Consider the following 17657-nt stretch of genomic DNA (forward strand, 5'->3'; position numbering starts at 1 on the left):
GCTCGGCCGGGTCCGTTCCGTCCTGCCCGCCCGGGCCGATTACGCGGTCATGGCCCGGAGTCCCCGCCGGGATCTCCTGGCCGGCCTCACGGTGGCGATCGTCGCGCTTCCCCTCGCCCTCGGGTTCGGCGTCTCCTCCGGGCTGGGCGCGGAGGCCGGGCTGGCCACCGCGGTGGTCGCGGGCGCGCTCGCCGCCTTGTTCGGCGGGTCGAACCTCCAGGTGTCCGGGCCGACCGGTGCGATGACCGTGGTGCTGGTGCCGATCGTGGCCCGGTACGGGCCCGGCGGCGTCCTGACCGTCGGGCTGATGGCCGGCTTGCTCCTGATCGGTCTCGCGCTGCTGCGGGCCGGGCAGTACATGCGGTATGTGCCGGCACCAGTGGTGGAGGGGTTCACCCTGGGGATCGCGTGCGTGATCGGCCTCCAGCAGATACCCAACGCGCTCGGCGTGGCCAAGCCGGAGGGTGAGAAGGTCCTGCTCGTGGCCTGGCGTGCGGTCACGGAGTCCGTGGCCTTCCCGAACTGGACGGCGATCGGCTTCACGACGGGTGTCGCGGCGGTGATGCTGGCAGGTGCCCGGTGGAAGCCGACGATCCCGTTCTCGATCGTCGCGGTGATCGCCGCGACCTTGATCGCGCAGCTCTTCCACCTGGACGCGGCGGCCCCGATCGGTGACCTTCCTCCGGGGCTCCCCGCACCGTCTCTGGCCTTCCTCGACACTTCCGCGTTCGGGTCGCTGCTGGCGCCGGCGGTCGCGGTCGCGGCGCTCGCCGCGCTGGAGTCGCTGCTGTCGGCGACCGTGGCGGACGGGATGACGGTGGGGCAGCAGCACGACCCGGACAAGGAGCTGTTCGGGCAGGGCGTCGCCAACCTCGCGGCGCCGCTGTTCGGCGGAGTCCCGGCCACCGCCGCCATCGCCCGCACAGCGGTCAACGTCCGCACCGGCGCCTCCTCCCGGCTGGCAGCGCTCACCCACGCCGCGGTGCTCGCGGTGATCGTGTTCGCCGCCGCCCCCTTGGTGTCGAAGATCCCTCTCGCCGCGCTGGCCGGCGTGCTGCTGGCGACGGCGATCCGCATGGTCGAGGTCGGCTCACTGCGCGCGATGGCGAAGGCGACCCGCTCGGATGCCGTCGTGCTCGTCCTGACCGCCGCGGCCACCCTGGTTCTCGACCTCGTGTACGCCGTGATTATCGGCCTCGTCGTCGCGGGAGCCCTCGCCTTGAAGGCGGTGGCGGGCCAAGCCCGGATGGAGCAGGTCGACTTCCGGCCGGACCTGCCCGGCGAGTACCGCGACGAGGAACACGCCCTGCTGGCCGAGCACATCGTGGCCTACCGCATCGACGGCCCCCTCTTCTTCGCCGGCGCCCACCGCTTCCTCCTCGAACTCTCCGAGGTCGCCGACGTCAAGGTGGTGATCCTGCGCATGGCACGGGTGACCGCCCTGGACGCCACCGGCGCACTCGTCCTCAAAGACGCCGTCGAGAAGCTGAACCGGCGCGGCATCGCCGTCACCGCCTCCGGTATCCGGCCCGGCCAGCGACAGGCCCTGGACGCCGTTGGAGCCTTGGAGCTGCTTCGTCTGGAGGGCCGGGAGTACGCCACCACCCCCGAGGCGATCGCCGGCGCCCGCGAACACTTGGAGCAGGCTGGCCTGCTGCCCCGTACGCACCACCGACCGCACCGCATCCGGAAGGCCGCACGATGACCGTCCCCGCCGACCTCCGCATGATCGAGGTCTCCGGCACCGAAGCCCTGTGGCTCCTCGAAGGCTCCACCCAAGGCCGACTCGTCTACATCCAGCGGGAGGTGGCCGTCGTCCGCCCCGCCGCACACGTGATGGAGTACGGACGCCTCGTCGTCCGGGCCCCCGTACAGGCCGCCACGATTCCCGGCCGGGCGCTGCTGACCTACCAGGTGGACGAGATCCGCAGCCCGGCCGGCACCGGCTGGACGGTCAGCGCCCACGGCCCCGCCGACGTCATCGCCGACCCGGACGAGGCCGCCCACTACCGGCGCACCCTGCCCGGTTGGGCGCACGGTCCGCACGACACCCTGCTGCGCCTGCACCCGCAGTCCGTCTCCGGATTCCGTCTGGCCCGTACGGTCTCGGGGGCGGGCCGGTGAGTGTTCAGGTCGAGGCGATGCCCTACCGGCACGTGCTGGATGTGCCGGCCATGGGGGCCGCCGTTCGCATCGCCCGCGAGACCACCGAGCTTGTCCTCGTCGAGTGCGGGGTGGGTCTTCGTCACCCGAGTGTCGGGCCGACTCTCCTGATCCTGGCCGAACTGGTTACTAACGCCGTCCGCCACGCCGCAGTCCTGTCCCCGATCATCACGGTCACCTACGCACACGGGCCGGGTGCATTCGCGTTCGCCGTCCGCGACCGCCACCCCTACCAGCCCGCCCTGTTCGGGGCGCTCGCCACCGCCCCGGGCAGCGGCCTGGCCATGGTGGTCGAGATGACGATGGAACTCGGCGGCACCGCCGTCGTACGGGCGGACGCGGACGGGCGCGGCAAGGCCATCTGGATCACCCTTCCCCTGTGAAGTCGAGGAGCTGACGATGACGATCGAATGGCGCTACACCACCCGCCAGGACCTGGGCGTGCTGTCCCTGGCCGGGTATCTCGGCGCGGACGCCACCGACCGGTTCACTGGTGCCATCGGCTGGGCGATCGCGAGGGGCACCGGCCCAGTCATCCTGGACCTGACCGGCCTGCTGGGCTGGTCGGCCGGCGGGCAGATCGCCGTCGCCCAGGCCGCCCGCCGCCTCGCCGAGAGCGGGCGCCGACTCGAGCTCGCCGCGATACCGGCGGACGGCTCCCTTGTCCCGGACGCGACCTGCCCGCCCGTCCCGGTCCACTGCGACCTCGCCGCCGCGCTGGCCGCTCACGGAGCCCACGGGACGGCCAAGCAGTGGACCACCGATGACTGGCCCACTCCGCAGTCCCCCGAGGCACCCGCCCTCACCTAGACCACCACGACCATCCACAAGAACGAAGAAGGACACCGGCACCATGAGCGACATCGTCTTCAAGGACTCCAACGGCACCGTCCTGGAGGACGGGGACTCGGTCACCCTGACCAAGGACCTGAAGGTCAAGGGGACCTCCGAGACCCTCAAGCGCGGCACCCTGGTCAAGAACATCCGCCTCACCTCCCGCCCGGGCGAGGTCGAGTGCAACACGAGGAAGGTCAAGGGCCTGGTCCTGAGGACCGAGTTCCTCAAGAAGGCCTGACCGGCGAAGGCCCTACTGCGGGAAGGCGAACGACACGAAGGTGCCCCGCCGGGTCCGCGAGTTGCAAGGATCTGCAATTGTGGAGGTCGCAAGGTGTGAAGAGGGGCGAACCGACGCCCCCGCTAGGAAACGGTTCCGGGTGGATGAGATGGGCAGTCACGACAGAGGTACCCAGGTGAGCACACCGCTGTACCAGCTGAAGGCGGAGTTCTTCAAAACGCTGGGGCACCCGGTCCGCATCCGCGTCCTGGAACTCCTGGCCGAGCGCGAGCACGCGGTCGCCGAGATGCTGCCCGAGGTCGGGGTGGAGGCCGCGAGCCTCTCCCAGCAGCTGGCCGTGCTGCGCAAGTCCAACCTTGTGGTGACCCGCCGGGAGGGCTCGAGCGTGTACTACGCGCTCACCGACCCCGAGATCGTCGAGCTCCTGCGGGTCGCCCGAAGCATCCTCTCCGGCGTTCTGGAAGGCCAGGCCGAACTACTGGCCGACCTCAAGGCCGGCCGCCACGCCTGAACGGCGCCGGCCCTGCGGGGCCCGCACCCCACGTGCGGCGGCCGTCTTCCGTTAGTGCGGGTTCAACGCGCTTCTGACACCGGAAGGCGGCCGCTCCCTCATATGCCGAACCGCGCCGCAGGCGTTCGGGCCCACTTCGGTCCCCCCTCACTTCTGGGCGTGCTGCCCCAGGTAGAACAGCAGCCAGATGAACCCGGCGAACACGTGCGTGCCGAAGATGTAGAAGAAGGCCCGCATGGCGACGCCCTTCTCCTTCCACTTCTCGTGCTCCGTCGCCGTGTCCTTCTCGGGCAGGTTGTCTGTCATGACGCATCTTCCTCCTTCGTTCTCGACTTCTCGACCGGGCGGCGGCACGGGCGGACGCGGACCTGCATGCCGTGTTCGCCGGCGTACTCGATGGCGGCCGCGACTTCACCGGCCTCGACCGTGCGAACCTCCGGCTCAGGGCCGGTTCCGAGGAAGGCGATCTCGTACAGCTGGACGGCCCTTTGGTTCCTGCTGGTCACGGTGTGCCTTCCGGCAGGATGAAGCGGACGAGCACCGTTTTGCCGTGCCCGCCGGAGGAAGGCTCGATACGGACGTCGCCGCCGAACGTGCGCGCCAGGTCGGCCACTGTGCGCAATCCCCGCCCGGAGGTCCGGCCGGCATCGGCCGGCGTTATCGGGCGCGGGTCCAGGTCCTCGACCGAGACCACGAGCAGGTGCTCGGCCATGTGGAGAGTCACCTCCGCATCCGGGGAGTCCTGAGCGTGCCGGACGGCGTTGGCCACGAGCTCGCTGACCACCAGGAGCACGGCGCCGAAGAGGGCGCTGGAGCTCTCAAGCCCGAAGGAGACGAGGGACCGTTCGCTGCGCTCGCGCGCGGCCCGCACGGAACCCGGCACCAGCGGCACCGTCCACACGTGCTTGAGCACCTCGACGGCAGGCCGGCCGCTGGGGTGCCGGGCCATCACCGACGCCTCGGACATGCCGGTGCCACTGTCTGGTTCACCGGCCGTCTCCTGCGTCGGTGGCCACACCGTGATCGTGGGCCACGCGCAATGCGTCCTCCAGCTCCTCTGCGGCCTGCGCCTCCTCGAAGGCATCGTCAGCTTCCTGTGCAGCCTGGAGACGAGCCCGCGCCACGCGGACCCGTTCCAGCGCCGCTTCCTCGAACCCGGCCACACCGCGACCCCCGTCCACCATATCCAGAACTAGTAAATTGCATAACTCTGCAAGTCTAGCTGGTGCGGGCCCGTTGGGAAGTTCACCGGCCCAGGCTGGTCAGGGCACCTTACGCACCAACTGGCTGGTCAGCTCGTAGCGGGCACCGACTACGGCCAGGCAACCGTCGGCGACCCGGGCGGCGAGGTCCGGCTCGGCGGCAAGGCGCGCCCGGACCCGGCGGACGTTCCCGGTGACCGCCGCGTCGATCCGGGCGTCGCCCTGAAGCCGGTGGTCGATCGCCGGCCGGATCCGGTCCGCCAGGTAGGCGATGTGCGCCGGGAGCTCACCGCCGGCCTCGGCGTGCACGGCCGCAGCGACTGCCCCGCACCCCTGATGCCCCAGGACGACGGTCAGCGGGACACCCACTTCCAGCACGCCGTAGGCGATGCTGCCCAGGACTGCCTCGTCCAGGACTTCGCCCGCCGACCGCACGGTGAGCAGATCGCCCAGCCCCTGGTCGAAGACCAACTCCGGCGGACCCGCGAGTCCACGCACCCGAGCACCACGGCGAACGGATGCTGCCCGACCACCAGCGCCCGGCGCACATGCCCGGCGCGGTCCGGATGGCTCTCGTGGAACGTCCGCCGGCGCCGGTTTCCCGCCTCCAGCTCGCCCCACGCCTGCCGGGGCCCCGCAGGCCGCGGCCTGCGGACAGCTGCCTCCCCGGCTCGTGCGCCTGAGGCTGCTGACGGCCCGCACACCAGCCCGACCCCTAACGCCAGGGCCCCGCTCAACCCCGCACGCACCATTCGGCGCCGCGCGAGGACCACCTCGGATTCGCAGTCACGATCGACACTCATGTCTGGACAAAGTAGGTGCCCGCCCTTGTCGGACATCGGGCAAAGGTCCGCCTTGAGCAAGATTTGGCCCGCGCTGGAGGTGCGCGTTTCCCTGGCGGGTCCGAGCTCTCCATGCTCCGAAGGTGCGTGTTCACTCCTGCAGCCATGCTGTGGCTGCCGCCCGGAGGGATGCCGGCAGGCCGCTCAGGGACGCGGGGTTTGCCTGCGTGGACCGCATATCAATTGAGGCCGTGAACAACCCCGAAGAGTTGATGGCGTCTCTCAAAGCGGTTCCTTCGGCGGCTGCGAGAATCTGCCGGGCGGGCACGGTTCGGGGCCGCACCTACTTGTTGGGCAGGTATCGCCGACTGTCGGGAGTGCCTGCCCGCGTTCTACCGTAGCGGTGCCCGCCGGCGTCCTGTCCCCGACGTTTTCTTCCGGTTGAACGCTCCTCCCCGCTTTGCCGCTCTTGACATGCCTGGGGGTCGGCGCCTCGCATCGGCACGGCACGGCACGGCACGCAGACGGTCAAGGCCGGTCCTCCGGTACGGCGCGTGAGGCCTCCCCGGTTCGGTGGCGCCGCCATTCACGCGGTGTGACGCCGTACGTGGCCCGGAACCGACGGGTGAAGTGGCTGGGGCTGGTGAATCCGCAGCGCGCCGCCACTGCCGACACGGGGAGGCCGGCGTGCTGAGGAGAGGTCAGCAGGCGGCAGGCCGCTTCGAGTCGCTCGGATATGACCCACTGTTCGAGCCTGATGCCGGCTCGGCACAGGACCGCGTACAGCTGGCGTTTGGAGATCGCATGCTCGTGCGCAATGCGCTCCGGCGAGAGTTCCGGGTCGCTCAGATGGCGACGGGTGTAGGCCATGATCCTGCCGGCCAGGCAGTCGTCCATGACGGAGCGGACACGCTGGTCGTCCTCATCGTGGGCTGCCGATGTCAGGAGGGCCCGGACCAGGTCGGTGGTGGCGTTGCCGAGTGCGGCTGCGCCCGGGTCCTTCTCCAACCGCCCGGGGTCTCGCCGGAGGGTGCACAGGTGTGCCAGGACCAGGTCGTGCAGCGGGCTGGTCCGCAGGCGCACGGAGGCCCTGGCTACGGTGTCCACCGGTACTCCGAGGTGCTCCATGTCGATGGTGACGGCCCAGGAGGAGCCCTCTCCGGACCAGCCGTAGCGGCGTGGAGCGAGCTCGTGGAAGACGCCGATGTCGTCCGCGCCCAGGACGTACCGTTCGCCCGCGTTCTCCGCTCTGTGGATGCCTGCGGTCTGGAGCGATACGGAGACCACGGGACGGTCGCGGTGGTGTCGCACGTGCCGGGCGGTCCGCCGGACCTCGAACCCCGTGCTGCGGACGTCGAAGAGGTCCAGGGAGCCTACCCGCCAGGTCTCGAACCGGGCGCGTATCCCCGTTTCGGGTGATTCGTGGACGACGTCGTTCGGTACCGAGGCGTCGTTCATCGCGTGGTGGAACGCGTCCGCCCGTTCCTCTGGTGCATAGGTGTCCAGATCCAGGAGCAGCACGAAATCCCACCTCCGTCAGGGTCCGTCGAGTGCCGTCGAGGTGATTGTGGGGGAGGTGCGCACGGCTCCGTTCAGGCTCTGCACGCAGGGGCCAGATCCGTGCACGCAGGGGCGACCCGCGCCGCTCGACAACGCCTAACTTTCGGAGCGGCTCCCGCAGTTCCGGTGCGGGATCCGTGTCCGGCGGATCCCCCGCCGCCGAGGCACGCCCGTTGCGAGTAAAAGGCAGGATCATGACCGACCAGCATCCGTTCACCCCCGTCACTCCGGTCCTGGAACCGGCCGCGGCCGAATTCGCCCAGGCCACGGCCAAGCCGCCGTTCCTCTTCGAGATCCCGCCCGCCGAAGGTCGCAAGGCCGTCGACGAGGTGCAGTCCGGCCCGGCCGACCTGCCCGCCGTGGACGAGGAGTGGGTGACCGTGTCCGGTGGCCCCACCGGTGAGGTCCGGGCACGGATCGTGCGTCCGGCCGGGGCCGTGGGCCCGCTCCCGGTCATCGTCTACATCCACGGAGCGGGCTGGGTGTTCGGCAATGCCCACACCCACGATCGCCTTGTGCGCGAGCTCGCCGTCGGGGCCGGGGCGGCCGTGGTGTTCCCCGAGTACGACCTGTCGCCCGAGCACCGCTACCCGGTGGCGATCGAGCAGAACTGGACAGTGGGTCGCTGGATCGTCACCGATGGCGCTGCTCACGGTCTGGACGCCTCCCGGATCGCGGTGGCCGGTGACTCGGTCGGCGGGAACATGAGCGCCGCACTGACCCTGATTGCCAAGGAGCGCGGCGGCCTGCCGCTGGTCCAGCAGGTGCTGTTCTACCCGGTCACCGACGCCTCCTTCGACACCGGCTCGTACCACCAGTTCGCGGAGGGCTACTTCCTGCGCCGCGACGGCATGCAGTGGTTCTGGGACCAGTACACGACCGACGAGACCGAGCGGGCCCAGGTCACCGCCTCCCCGCTGCGCGCCGGCACCGAGCAGCTGGCCGGCCTGCCCCCGGCCCTGGTCATCACCGCTGAGGCCGATGTCCTTCGCGACGAGGGTGAGGCCTACGCCAACAAGCTCCGTGCCGCCGGAGTACCCGTCACGGCCGTCCGCTACCAGGGCATCATCCACGACTTCGTCATGCTCAACGTCCTGCGCGGCACCCACGCCGCCCAGTCGGCCATCGACCTCGCCATCGGCACGCTCCGACGAGCCCTGGCCGATGCCTGAACCGACGGCGCAGTCGGCCGCCGTAGACGATCCGCTCGGCGGCGGCCGACGGTTCGAGCCCGACCTGCGTGGGATGACGTGGATCAACCTGCGGCCGATCGCCTCCCCGATGCCGCTCGGCTTCTACACCGTGGGCATCGCCTCGGTGATCGTCGGGTGCTTCCAGCTGGGCGTCTTCGAGGAGGGCGCCCGCCGGGCGGTGGGCCTGGCTGTCTTGCCCGCGTTCGTCCTGCAACTGCTCGTGAGCTGGTTCGCGTTCGGCGCCCGCGACGTGCTGGCGGCCACGCTGATGGCCTGTTTCTCCGGCCTGTGGCTGGCGTCCTCGCTGACCCTGGTGCTGGACCCGTCGGACGGGACGCGCGTCCTGGGCGTGCTCAACGCCGTGTTCGCGCTGTTCGCCCTGCTGATGGCTTCGGTGGCCGGCCGCAAGCGGGCCCTGTGGCTCGTGCTGTGTACGGCCGTGCCCCGGTTCACCGTGGCGGCGCTCGCCAACCTCACCGGCGTCGCCTGGCTCGGCACCGTCTCCGGGCTGCTCGGTCTGTTGCTCGCCGCCGTCGCCCTGTACACGGCGTTCGCGCTGATGCTGGAGGACATGCGCGGCGAGGAGGTCCTGCCGATCGGGCGCAGCGGCCCGGCCCACCACGCCGTCGAGGGCGACCTGTCCGTCCAGCTGGGCAACCTCGAACGCCAGGCTGGCGTAAGGCGCACCCTCTGACCCCGGCCGTCCGGCCACTCGCATCCAGCCCTCGTAGACCCGGCCCGTACGCACCGGCCTCCGACCTCTGAAGTCGTGACGCATCGAAAGCGAGCACCATGACCAGCATGCCCGTCGGCGGGATCACACCCGCCCTCGGTCCACAGGACGGGGGACACGCCGACCTCGTCCTGCGCAACGGCAAGATACACACCCAGGACCCGGCCCGGCCGACCGCGACGGCGCTCGCCGTGCGCGGCGGCCGGATCACCGCCCTGGGCGACGACGGCGACATCGCCGGATCCGTCGGGCCCGGAACCCGGGTCGTGGACGCGCTCGGCCGCCGGGTCGTGCCCGGGCTCAACGACTCGCACCTGCACGTTATCCGCGGTGGCTTGAACTACGTACTGGAACTGCGCTGGGACGGCGTGCCGTCGCTGCGCCAAGCCCTGGCCATGCTCCGCGAGCAGGCCGGGCGTACCCCGCGGGGCCAGTGGATCCGGGTCGTGGGCGGCTGGACGGCGGACCAGTTCACCGAGCGCCGGATGCCGACGCCGGCCGAGCTGACCGCCGCGGCACCGGACACCCCCGTCTTCGTGCTGCACCTCTACCAGTCCGCGATCCTCAACCGCGCCGCCGTACGAGCCGCCGGCTTCACTCGGAACACCCCGGACCCGAGGGGCGGGCAGATCGTCCGGGACCGCGAAGGCCACCCCAACGGGCTGCTCCTCGCTTCGCCCAGCGCTCTCGTCCTGTACTCCACGCTGGCCAAGGCGCCGACCCTCGACGAGAGCGACAAGCGGGTCTCCACCCGGCACTTCCTGCGCGAGCTGAACCGCTTCGGCCTCACCTCCGCCGTGGACGCGGCGGGCGGGTTCCAGAACTTCCCCGAGAACTACGCCACCGTCACCGAACTGGCCCGGGCCGGCGAGCTCAGCGTCCGCATCGGCTACCACCTCTTCCCGCAGACCGCCGGCCAGGAGCTGGCCGACCTGCGCCGCTGGGCCGAGACCGTCCGCCCCGGCGACGGAGACGCCTGGCTGCGCCTCAACGGCGCCGGGGAGAACCTGACCTGGGCGGCCGCCGACTTCGAGAACTTCTCCGAGCCGCGGCCGGATCTCGCGGACGGCTACGAGGACGAGTTCGAGCAGGCGGTACGGCTGCTGATGGAGCACGGCTGGGGCTTCCGGCTGCACGCCACCTACGACGAGACCATCCGCCGGGACCTGGCCGTCTTCGAGAAACTCGCCGCCGAGGGGCTGTTCCCGGGCCGGCGCTGGCTGTTCGACCATGCCGAGACCGTCTCGCCGGACAGCCTGGAGAGGATCGCCGCCCTCGGCGGCGGCATCTCGGTCCAGAACCGGATGTCCTTCCAGGGGCGCGCCTTCGCCGAACGGTACGGGGCGATGGCCGCCGGCACAGCCCCGCCGATCGTGGACATGCTGCGCGCCGGGATTCCCCTCGCCGCAGGTACCGACGCCACCCGCGTCTCCTCCTACAACCCCTGGGTGGCACTGCACTGGCTGGTCACCGGCCGTACCGTCGGCAACCTGCCCCTCCGCCCCGCCGAGCAACTCGTTTCCCGTGAACAGGCACTGGAGCTGTACACGGCGGGCGGGGCGCGGCTCACCGGGGAGGAGGCGGACAAGGGGGTCCTCGCGGAGGGCCGGTTCGCGGACTTCGCCGTCCTCTCGCACGACTACCTCACCGTGCCGGCCGGGGACATCCCGCACATCGAGTCCGTCCTGACGGTGACCGGCGGGCGGATCGTCTACGCCGCGGACACCTACGAGGGCCTGGACGAGGCGCTGCCGACCGTCAGCCCCGCCTGGAGCCCGGTCGCCCACTACGGCGGCTACCAGGCAACTCTTGCGCCCTCGGCGGCCGGTGCCCGCCAGGCCGACCTGCTGGCGGAGGCCGCCGCCGAATCCGAGCAGCACCGCCAGTGGCGCATCGCCCGCGGATTCGCCCCGGGGGAGCCCCCGCCGGTCTTCGACCCCTGCTTCGCGCTCTGACCCGAAGACATCCCCGAAGCCCCTCCTTTTCGCACTCATATCGGCACGCCCGTGCCGATCACCACCGGAAGGAATCTCCATGACCGACTTCGCACTCGACCTCGACGCCGTCCATGCCGCCCCGAGCCCGGACCTGATCACCCCCGACAACGCGATGATGCTGTTCGTCGACCACCAGCCGCAGATGTTCTTCGGCGCCGCCAGCACCGACCGCGTGTCCGTCATCAACGCGACCGTGGGTCTGGCCAAGGCCGCCAAGGTCTTCGACGTCCCCGTCGTGCTGTCCACCGTGGCGGCCGAGTCGTTCTCCGGACCGATCCTGCCGCAGCTGCGCGAGGTCTTCCCCAAGCACGAGATAGTCGACCGCACCTCGATGAACGCCTGGGAGGACACCGCGCTGGTCGAGGCCGTGAAGGCCACCGGTCGAAGCAAGATCATCCTGTCCGGGCTGTGGACCGAGGTCTGCCTGGTCCTGCCCGCCCTCTCCGCGCTCAACCAGGGCTACGAGGTCTACGTCGTCGCAGACGCCTCGGCCGGCGTGACCCCGGCCGCCCACGAGCTTCTCGTAGAAGACGAGCCCGGTCCGGGGGCGGTATCCGGAATTCTCCAACGCTGCGGTTCCCGTCGCCCCCGGCGCGAGAAGCGCGCCGATCCGGCGGGCTCCCAGCGACCGCAGGCGCCGTTCAAGCTCGGCGATCAAGGAACTCCCGATTCCGCGGTTGCGCCACGTCCCGGCCAGAGCCACCACCATGATCCAACCCCGCTCGCCACAGGCCTGCGCCACGGCGACACCCACCAGCTCGTCGCCGACCACCGCCACCACGGCGGGTCCTCCGGCCCTGGCTGCGGTCACGACTTCCGAAACGGGGAAGACGGCAGGGGCCTCGTCCGCTTGCTGGTTCTGGTCCCAGATCTGGATGGCGCGGTCCAGGTCGTCGTCGTGGAAGTCCCGCAGTCGCCACGTCGGCATCGCAACCACATTCGTGAAGGAGCCGGGGCCACCGCCGTTCCGCAGGGCAGAGAGCACGGTGCTCCCGGCAACGGACCTCCCCCGCAACAGCCGCACCATCAGCAACCGGAATCCGCAGAATCGTCGCCGCCAGCCTCATCGGGACCACCATCGAGTGGTACGACAACTCATCCGATCAGCGCTATGACCTGTGCTTTCCGTTCCTTTGAGTGCGGGCAGTCAGCACCGAACCAGCACCGGAACGGCGAGTGCTGGCCGTGGACGCCGGAAGCCCTTACGCCCCTGCATCAGAGGTGACGCTTCCGCGACTGACGGCCGTCACGCGGAGTCATGCCTTGCATCATCAGCTTTGTCATCCCTGCCGCTGGATTCGGAGCCCTGTCTAGCCCGTTTGCGCTGGATCACGGGTCACCCGCCCAGGGCATACGCCGCCTCCCCAGCCATTGCGGTGAGCGCCACGACTCGCCCGCCTGCGCGCAGGCGGGCGGGAGGTGGGCGGTGAGGTGCGTGGTGCCGATGGGGGAATGGAGTGCCTGCTGGTCTTTGAAGGCTACGAAGTCTAGCAGGCCCGACTGCGCCGTCAGCGCGGGCATGCCCGGAGCTGCGATGCGATCGCGAGTGGGTGCTCTGAGCGGGGAATTCCTCGCCGCGCGGGGCCGGGATGGCTTCGGTTCCTCGGATTGGGCACCGGTCTTCCTGCGTTTCCTGCGATGGATAGAAGACCCCCTTCGCGCTCGGTAGAGGTCCTACCAGTAGTGCTTGCGGCCGCCGACGGAGTGTCCGAGGGCGCCCAGGATCCAGAGGATGGATCCGATGACGACGAGGATGGCGCCGATGGTCCACAGGATGCTGATTCCCGCGACGAAGCCGATGACCAGGAGAATGACGCCGAGGATGATCATGGTCACCTCCGATTTCGCTGTGACTCTCCTTTCAGCCTAGGCGCGTCCGGCACTGTCGGCGTGCCATGGAGTACAGCCGACGAGGTGGGGTAGCCGCAGGACATAGGCGCCACCGAGGGAGCACGCAGTGACAGACCAGGAAAAGTCCAGGCAGCATGCGCGGCGGACCACGCCGTCCGAGGCCGTGGGCGAGAGCGGCGACCGTGAGGCCCGGCAGCAGGCGGACGATGCCGTTGTCCAGCGCTCGGGCACGGCGGAGAACGACACGGACGCCGGGGGCCACCGTGCCAAGCGGCACCGTCCGGGCATCGGCCGTGAGGAGCAGATCCACCCCGATGACGAGCACGAGCGGCAGGAGGACTCCGAGGACCGCTGACGTCAGCGTGGACCGGTCCCACCCGGGCACGGAAGTCTGTTGCCCGTCGGCCGAGGCAGGTGTTCTCGGCCGTGTGCCTCGCCGGGTGCTCGGCCAACGGCCGGCCGTGGTCCGGGACGCGGCTGCTGCCGGCTCTGGGGAAGCTGTGACAACGGCCTCCTCACGTGAACGAGCCGGTTTCAGGCGAGAGCTCGGTTGCTGAGCCTTACCGGAGGCGGACATGAACCGTGCCGCGTTGTTCGATGTCGACGGCACTCTCGCCGATACCAATCACCTGCATGTGGTCTGCTGGTGGGAGGCCTTGCGGCAGGGGGGCCACGACGTTTCGATGCACGACATCCACCGCGCGATCGGACTGCCCGGCGAGGACCTCCTTGCCCGTTTGCTGGGCGAGCACCGGGATGCGAGCGAAGACGACACGCTGAGCGCCGCGCACAGCACCCTCTACGGCACGTACTTCGACCGGCTGCCCCCGTTGCACGCGGCGGCGGATCTGCTGCGCGAGCTGGACCGACGGGGCTGGCGGGTCGTGCTCGTGACTTCCGCAACGGACGCCGAGCTCGACGCGCTCAGACGGGCCGTCGACGCCGACGACGCCATCACCGCGACGGCGAGCTCCGAGGACGTGAGCGAGGGCAAGCCCGCGCCGGAACCGGTCCACCACGCACTCGGCCTCGCCGACGCCGCTGCCCGAGACTCCGTGTTCGTCGGTGACACCGTGTGGGACATGGAAGCGGGAGCCCGGGCCCACGTCGCGTGCGTGGGGCTGCTCTGTGGCGGCATTCCGCAGCGTGACCTCGAAGCGGCCGGGGCGCGCGCCGTCTACCGGCACCCCGCCGATCTGCTCGCGCACATCGACACCAGTCCGTTCGCGGACAGGTGAAGACCGCCGGACCACACCGCTTGAGCGATGACCCGCTGGGTAGGCGCAGCGTACGAGAAAGAGCCGTACCACGAGGTGAGCTCCATGGAACGATCCACCGAGCCGGAACCCGAGGGCCCCCGGCCCACGCCGGAAAGCCCGGATCCGGTCCCCGCGACCCGCACCCCACCGGTCCCTGAGACATACCGCCCCCGGCCGAGCCGGCCCCGGAGGAGCCCTCCACCACCGAACGGTCGGCGGTGCCGGAACCTCCCGACTGAGCCAGCCCGTACGAGCCGTCCGAGGCAACGAAACCGGGACCCGTCACCCTTCGTGGCGGCGTTCGACGTCGTCGAGGGAGGGCTGGTCGGGATTGTCCCCCGGGGGACCGGGGTAGCCGCGTGAGCGCCGCCCAGTGAGGCTCCAGGTTGGAGGCCAACCATGTCAACCAGCATGTTCATAGCAATCGTTGCCATCGCCGCGGTCATCGTGATCGCGCTCGCGGTCGGCTTGTGGATGGCGGCCCGCCGACGTCGTCTCCAGAACAAGTTCGGCCCCGAGTACAACCGCACGGTCGAGGCGGAGGGCGGTCGCATGGCCGCCGAACGCGAGCTGCGAGCCCGTGAGGAACGCCACGACAAGCTTGAGATCAAGGAGCTCCCGGCCGCACGGCGCGACCAGTACGCCGTCGAATGGAGCAGCGTCCAGGAACATTTCGTGGACCGGCCGGAAGGCTCCGTGGAGGAGGCTGACGATCTGGTCTCGCGACTGATGCGCGAGCGAGGCTATCCCACAGACGACTACCGCGGTCAGCTGCGTGATCTATCGGTCGAGCACGGCCGGACCCTGGAGCACTACCGGGCTGCCCACGACGTCAAGGTGCGCAGCATTGATCAGAAGACGACCACCGAGGAACTGCGAGGGGCGATGGTGCACTACCGCGCCCTGTTCGACGACCTGCTGAGTGACCAGAGGAGCCGGTGACATGCGGAACCACGCGAGCAGTGACGAGCGAGCCGGCGACGCCGGCATCACGACGGAGGACATAGCCCATCCGGGACCGGCACCGGCACCGGCCGCGGACGGCGGGGCGGGCACCGGCACGGACACCGGATCCGGCGAGGCGGCGGCCGACCGGCGGACGCCGCCCATGTATCCGGGGGAGGCCACCGCGGACACGGGCGCCGGGGAGGGCGAGTCCCGTGAACGCGGGGACGAACTCCCGACGGATCGCGAAGAGGGGGCCGGCCCGGCGCAGGCGGGCGCCGACGAGCCGCTGCTGGGTGCCGAGGACACCGCGGAGTACCACAAGAGGTGGAGCGAGATACAGGGCCGGTTCGTCGACGACCCGCAGGACGCGGTCAGGTCGGCGGACGGCCTCGTCGCGGAAGTGATGCAGAGCCTCGCCCGTACCTTCTCCGCCCGCAAGCAAGGGTTGGAGGGGCAGTGGGGCCAGGGTGAGCAGGTAGCGACAGAAGAACTGCGGCTGGCGCTGCAGCATTACCGGTCGTTCTTCAACCGTCTCCTGAACACCTGACCCGGCTCCGTGGCGGAGCCGGTCGGAGCGAGCTTGGCGGTACGCGCGAGAAGCGGGTGGGGCGATCCGACGCTGACCACAGACGGCTGTGCGGCGACCAGAGGAGCAGAGCGGTGATGGAGACGGGCCCGATCGTTGTGTTCGCGAACTTCCTTTCGGACTTGGCGGTGGACCTCAACGAGGGGCAGATCCTGGCACAGTGGGCCCAGCAGGCGCCGCGGAAGGCGTGGCTGCTCCGGCCGGGGGATGTGCTGGTCACTCCCGTGCCGCTGAGCAGGGAGTTCCTGCGGTACGTGTACGGCCTGACCGGGGTGCCTCCGGAATCGGTGGCGGTCGTCGAGGTACCCCCCGCCGGAGCCGTACCGCTGGCTCGCGCGGTGCGCGAGGCCGGCCTCATCGAGCACATCCGGGCTCTCGCCGGGGATCGAGGCGCTGCCCTGCTGCCGACGGCGCTGGATGCATCGGCGATCGCGTTCGCCCGGGACGTCGGCCTCGCGGTCCATCCGTATCCCACCGTTGAGGCTGCCGAGGCCGCTCTGAAGATGACCATGCTGCTGAACACGAAGACCGGGTTCCGCGAGACGGCCGAGCAGCTGGGCATGCGGCTGCCGGCGGGACGGGTGTGCCTGCGCCCGGAGACCGAGGGCGTGGCCCGCGAACTCCTGCGGGAGTCGAGCGTGTCGTGGTGAAGCCCGATCGCTCGGCGGGAGGGCATGGGATGCGCTTCGTGTCCCGCGACGATCTGAGGGGCGGGGCGGTACTGCCGCTCGACACGGTCGGTGGGCCCGCGGGCATGTGGGTGGTGGAGGAGTGCCTGGACGTGGCCGAATCGGTGAGCATCCAACTGGAGGTCACCAAGTCAGCGACACACGCGCTGTTCAGCGGAGCGATGCGTACGGCTCATGGGTCCTTCACGGGGTACGCCTCCCCGTTGCCGTCCTCCTGCGCGCACGTGACCGACGAGCTCGAGGAGTGGGGGACGGCCCTGGGCCGCCACCTGGCCGATCACGGCTACGCCGGCCCGTGCGGACTCGACGCGCTGGTGGACGTAGACGGCGTGGCGTACGCGAGCGAGAGCAATATCCGTCGTACGGCCACCACCACACCGCACACCATGGTCACCCGGCTGACGGCGGGACCGGCCAACACGCACCCGGCATGGTCGGTGTCGAAGGGCGGGACACGCGATCCCGTGGACTTCGAAGGAGCCCTCGCCCGGCTGCGCGCTTCCCGCCTCGTGTTCGATCCGGAGCGCGGCGAGGGCGTGGTTCTGTACGCGGACGCGCCGCCCGACGGCCGTTCCTGGCGGTACGCGGTGATCGCCAGGAGTGCTGGAGATGTGGAGGAGCAGGAAGCCGCGTTGGCCGAGGTTCTCGAATTCGAGGGCGGCTGACCGACACGACGCCGGTCCCGGCACCCTCCTGGGTGCCGGGACCGGCGTCGTGGGGCGGGCACGCGATCAGGCGGGGCGGCCGCCGAAGGGGGCGCCGGTGCCGTAGTAGGTGCCCAGCTCTTCCCGGTATCCGGCGTCGCCGAGGTGCTTGTCCCGGTGGAACTCGGGGGCGCTCTTGATCTATTCCTTGGTGCGGTCGACGAAGATCTTCCGATCCTCCGGGTCGACCTTGACGACCGTGCTCGCCGGCAGCAGGACCTCCTTGCCGAAGATCCATACGCCGTGCTCGGCAGATGTACTGCGTTCCGCCTGAACCCCGTCTGCCCCGCCTTTCAGGCTTCACGCACCCGGATCGAATGCGGAACGGGGGCGGCCGTCGATCCTTGGAGGTGAGCAGGTCCCCTGCTGCGTCACGGCGACCGTCCCGGCTGCTCTCCGTATGC

Annotated in this window: 21 protein-coding genes and 4 pseudogenes; 17 read left to right on the forward strand and 8 right to left on the reverse strand. The window is 70.3% G+C overall.

What is annotated here, in order from left to right:
- Positions 1 to 49 precede the first annotated feature (49 nt).
- The 6 genes from OG207_RS42685 (at position 50) to OG207_RS42710 (ending at position 3749) form a co-directional block, all read left to right on the forward strand.
- Complete coding sequence (locus tag OG207_RS42685; RefSeq protein ID WP_329108271.1) at positions 50 to 1705, forward strand: SulP family inorganic anion transporter; 1656 nt, start codon at positions 50 to 52, stop codon at positions 1703 to 1705.
- Positions 1702 to 2124, forward strand: a complete 423-nt coding sequence (locus OG207_RS42690; RefSeq protein ID WP_329107011.1) for a pyridoxamine 5'-phosphate oxidase family protein — start codon at positions 1702 to 1704, stop codon at positions 2122 to 2124. The genes OG207_RS42685 and OG207_RS42690 overlap by 4 nt, the downstream gene beginning before the upstream one ends.
- Positions 2121 to 2546, forward strand: coding sequence for an ATP-binding protein (locus tag OG207_RS42695; RefSeq protein ID WP_329107013.1), 426 nt, complete (start codon positions 2121 to 2123; stop codon positions 2544 to 2546). Before OG207_RS42690 ends, OG207_RS42695 begins: the two co-directional genes overlap by 4 nt.
- Before the next feature lie 16 nt (positions 2547 to 2562).
- Positions 2563 to 2973 (forward strand): STAS domain-containing protein, encoded by a 411-nt coding sequence (locus OG207_RS42700; RefSeq protein WP_329107015.1) that lies wholly within the window; start codon positions 2563 to 2565, stop codon positions 2971 to 2973.
- A gap of 43 nt (positions 2974 to 3016) precedes the next feature.
- Positions 3017 to 3238 (forward strand): alkylphosphonate utilization protein, encoded by a 222-nt coding sequence (locus tag OG207_RS42705; RefSeq protein WP_314251689.1) that lies wholly within the window; start codon positions 3017 to 3019, stop codon positions 3236 to 3238.
- 175 nt (positions 3239 to 3413) lie between these two features.
- Positions 3414 to 3749, forward strand: coding sequence for an ArsR/SmtB family transcription factor (locus OG207_RS42710; RefSeq protein ID WP_329107019.1), 336 nt, complete (start codon positions 3414 to 3416; stop codon positions 3747 to 3749).
- A 147-nt stretch (positions 3750 to 3896) separates the two neighbouring features.
- On the opposite strand, the gene OG207_RS42715 is transcribed toward OG207_RS42710, so the two are convergent.
- The 3 genes from OG207_RS42715 to OG207_RS42725 are packed head-to-tail and all read right to left on the reverse strand — an operon-like array spanning position 3897 to position 4716.
- Positions 3897 to 4055 carry a DUF6126 family protein gene (locus OG207_RS42715; protein WP_158718350.1) on the reverse strand — a complete coding sequence of 53 codons (159 nt, stop codon included), beginning with the start codon at positions 4053 to 4055 and terminating at the stop codon, positions 3897 to 3899.
- Positions 4052 to 4255, reverse strand: a complete 204-nt coding sequence (locus OG207_RS42720; protein ID WP_329107021.1) for a hypothetical protein — start codon at positions 4253 to 4255, stop codon at positions 4052 to 4054. The genes OG207_RS42715 and OG207_RS42720 overlap by 4 nt, the downstream gene beginning before the upstream one ends.
- Positions 4252 to 4716 (reverse strand): ATP-binding protein, encoded by a 465-nt coding sequence (locus OG207_RS42725; RefSeq protein ID WP_329107023.1) that lies wholly within the window; start codon positions 4714 to 4716, stop codon positions 4252 to 4254. The genes OG207_RS42720 and OG207_RS42725 overlap by 4 nt, the downstream gene beginning before the upstream one ends.
- Positions 4717 to 4774: 58 nt before the next feature.
- Between OG207_RS42725 and OG207_RS42730 the strand changes: the two genes are divergently transcribed.
- The gene (locus OG207_RS42730; protein WP_329107026.1) at positions 4775 to 4945 is read left to right on the forward strand and encodes a hypothetical protein; all 171 of its coding nucleotides are present in this window, start codon (positions 4775 to 4777) and stop codon (positions 4943 to 4945) included.
- A 66-nt stretch (positions 4946 to 5011) separates the two neighbouring features.
- Here the strand turns inward: OG207_RS42730 and OG207_RS42735 are convergent.
- Both OG207_RS42735 and OG207_RS42740 read right to left on the reverse strand, forming a co-directional pair.
- A pseudogene (locus tag OG207_RS42735) lies at positions 5012 to 5754 on the reverse strand (carbonic anhydrase).
- A gap of 507 nt (positions 5755 to 6261) precedes the next feature.
- Positions 6262 to 7254 carry a helix-turn-helix domain-containing protein gene (locus OG207_RS42740; RefSeq protein ID WP_329107028.1) on the reverse strand — a complete coding sequence of 331 codons (993 nt, stop codon included), beginning with the start codon at positions 7252 to 7254 and terminating at the stop codon, positions 6262 to 6264.
- Between the two features lie 233 nt (positions 7255 to 7487).
- On the opposite strand from OG207_RS42740, the gene OG207_RS42745 reads away from it, so the two are divergent.
- From OG207_RS42745 to OG207_RS42760, 4 genes and pseudogenes are all read left to right on the forward strand, one after another.
- Positions 7488 to 8465 (forward strand): alpha/beta hydrolase, encoded by a 978-nt coding sequence (locus tag OG207_RS42745; RefSeq protein ID WP_329107030.1) that lies wholly within the window; start codon positions 7488 to 7490, stop codon positions 8463 to 8465.
- Positions 8458 to 9180, forward strand: a complete 723-nt coding sequence (locus OG207_RS42750; protein ID WP_329107031.1) for a GPR1/FUN34/YaaH family transporter — start codon at positions 8458 to 8460, stop codon at positions 9178 to 9180. Before OG207_RS42745 ends, OG207_RS42750 begins: the two co-directional genes overlap by 8 nt.
- Positions 9181 to 9278: 98 nt before the next feature.
- Positions 9279 to 11174 (forward strand): amidohydrolase, encoded by a 1896-nt coding sequence (locus OG207_RS42755; protein ID WP_329107034.1) that lies wholly within the window; start codon positions 9279 to 9281, stop codon positions 11172 to 11174.
- Positions 11175 to 11253: 79 nt separating this feature from the next.
- Positions 11254 to 11769, forward strand: a pseudogene (locus OG207_RS42760) (isochorismatase family protein); the annotation flags it as partial.
- A 105-nt stretch (positions 11770 to 11874) separates the two neighbouring features.
- Here the strand turns inward: OG207_RS42760 and OG207_RS42765 are convergent.
- Both OG207_RS42765 and OG207_RS42770 read right to left on the reverse strand, forming a co-directional pair.
- Positions 11875 to 12243, reverse strand: a pseudogene (locus tag OG207_RS42765) (hypothetical protein); the annotation flags it as partial.
- A 647-nt stretch (positions 12244 to 12890) separates the two neighbouring features.
- A complete protein-coding gene (locus tag OG207_RS42770) occupies positions 12891 to 13046 on the reverse strand; it encodes a DUF6131 family protein (RefSeq protein WP_329107036.1) in 156 nt (51 codons plus the stop codon).
- A 127-nt stretch (positions 13047 to 13173) separates the two neighbouring features.
- On the opposite strand from OG207_RS42770, the gene OG207_RS42775 reads away from it, so the two are divergent.
- The 6 genes from OG207_RS42775 to OG207_RS42800 all read left to right on the forward strand — a co-directional run bounded on the left by OG207_RS42775 (position 13174) and on the right by OG207_RS42800 (position 17214).
- Positions 13174 to 13422, forward strand: coding sequence for a hypothetical protein (locus tag OG207_RS42775; protein ID WP_329107037.1), 249 nt, complete (start codon positions 13174 to 13176; stop codon positions 13420 to 13422).
- Positions 13423 to 13642: 220 nt separating this feature from the next.
- Entirely contained in the window at positions 13643 to 14305 is a 663-nt protein-coding gene (locus OG207_RS42780) for an HAD family hydrolase (RefSeq protein WP_329107039.1), read from the forward strand.
- A 420-nt stretch (positions 14306 to 14725) separates the two neighbouring features.
- Positions 14726 to 15268: a hypothetical protein gene (locus OG207_RS42785; protein ID WP_329107041.1), complete on the forward strand. Its 543-nt coding sequence runs from the start codon at positions 14726 to 14728 to the stop codon at positions 15266 to 15268.
- Position 15269: 1 nt separating this feature from the next.
- The gene (locus tag OG207_RS42790; RefSeq protein ID WP_329107043.1) at positions 15270 to 15821 is read left to right on the forward strand and encodes a hypothetical protein; all 552 of its coding nucleotides are present in this window, start codon (positions 15270 to 15272) and stop codon (positions 15819 to 15821) included.
- Positions 15822 to 15937: 116 nt separating this feature from the next.
- Complete coding sequence (locus OG207_RS42795; protein ID WP_329107045.1) at positions 15938 to 16510, forward strand: hypothetical protein; 573 nt, start codon at positions 15938 to 15940, stop codon at positions 16508 to 16510.
- 29 nt (positions 16511 to 16539) lie between these two features.
- On the forward strand, positions 16540 to 17214 hold the full coding sequence (locus OG207_RS42800; RefSeq protein ID WP_329107047.1) for a peptide ligase PGM1-related protein: 675 nt from the start codon (positions 16540 to 16542) through the stop codon (positions 17212 to 17214).
- A 66-nt stretch (positions 17215 to 17280) separates the two neighbouring features.
- Here the strand turns inward: OG207_RS42800 and OG207_RS42805 are convergent.
- Positions 17281 to 17496, reverse strand: a pseudogene (locus OG207_RS42805) (PRC-barrel domain containing protein); the annotation flags it as partial.
- Positions 17497 to 17657: the final 161 nt, after the last annotated feature.

It is taken from the genome of Streptomyces sp. NBC_01439, from assembly GCF_036227605.1.
Taxonomy (GTDB): Bacteria; Actinomycetota; Actinomycetes; order Streptomycetales; family Streptomycetaceae; genus Streptomyces.

What these genes read in the sequence shown, in the direction of transcription:
- OG207_RS42685 (WP_329108271.1), top strand. Translation starts at nt 50, where the DNA reads ATGGCCCGGAGTCCCCGCCGGGATCTCCTGGCCGGCCTCACGGTGGCG.
- OG207_RS42690 (WP_329107011.1), top strand. Translation starts at nt 1,702, where the DNA reads ATGACCGTCCCCGCCGACCTCCGCATGATCGAGGTCTCCGGCACCGAA.
- OG207_RS42700 (WP_329107015.1), top strand. Translation starts at nt 2,563, where the DNA reads ATGACGATCGAATGGCGCTACACCACCCGCCAGGACCTGGGCGTGCTG.
- OG207_RS42705 (WP_314251689.1), top strand. Translation starts at nt 3,017, where the DNA reads ATGAGCGACATCGTCTTCAAGGACTCCAACGGCACCGTCCTGGAGGAC.
- OG207_RS42715 (WP_158718350.1), bottom strand. Translation starts at nt 4,055, where the DNA reads ATGACAGACAACCTGCCCGAGAAGGACACGGCGACGGAGCACGAGAAG.
- OG207_RS42725 (WP_329107023.1), bottom strand. Translation starts at nt 4,716, where the DNA reads ATGTCCGAGGCGTCGGTGATGGCCCGGCACCCCAGCGGCCGGCCTGCC.
- OG207_RS42745 (WP_329107030.1), top strand. Translation starts at nt 7,488, where the DNA reads ATGACCGACCAGCATCCGTTCACCCCCGTCACTCCGGTCCTGGAACCG.
- OG207_RS42750 (WP_329107031.1), top strand. Translation starts at nt 8,458, where the DNA reads ATGCCTGAACCGACGGCGCAGTCGGCCGCCGTAGACGATCCGCTCGGC.
- OG207_RS42755 (WP_329107034.1), top strand. Translation starts at nt 9,279, where the DNA reads ATGACCAGCATGCCCGTCGGCGGGATCACACCCGCCCTCGGTCCACAG.
- OG207_RS42770 (WP_329107036.1), bottom strand. Translation starts at nt 13,046, where the DNA reads ATGATCATCCTCGGCGTCATTCTCCTGGTCATCGGCTTCGTCGCGGGA.
- OG207_RS42780 (WP_329107039.1), top strand. Translation starts at nt 13,643, where the DNA reads ATGAACCGTGCCGCGTTGTTCGATGTCGACGGCACTCTCGCCGATACC.
- OG207_RS42785 (WP_329107041.1), top strand. Translation starts at nt 14,726, where the DNA reads ATGTCAACCAGCATGTTCATAGCAATCGTTGCCATCGCCGCGGTCATC.
- OG207_RS42790 (WP_329107043.1), top strand. Translation starts at nt 15,270, where the DNA reads ATGCGGAACCACGCGAGCAGTGACGAGCGAGCCGGCGACGCCGGCATC.
- OG207_RS42795 (WP_329107045.1), top strand. Translation starts at nt 15,938, where the DNA reads ATGGAGACGGGCCCGATCGTTGTGTTCGCGAACTTCCTTTCGGACTTG.
- OG207_RS42800 (WP_329107047.1), top strand. Translation starts at nt 16,540, where the DNA reads ATGCGCTTCGTGTCCCGCGACGATCTGAGGGGCGGGGCGGTACTGCCG.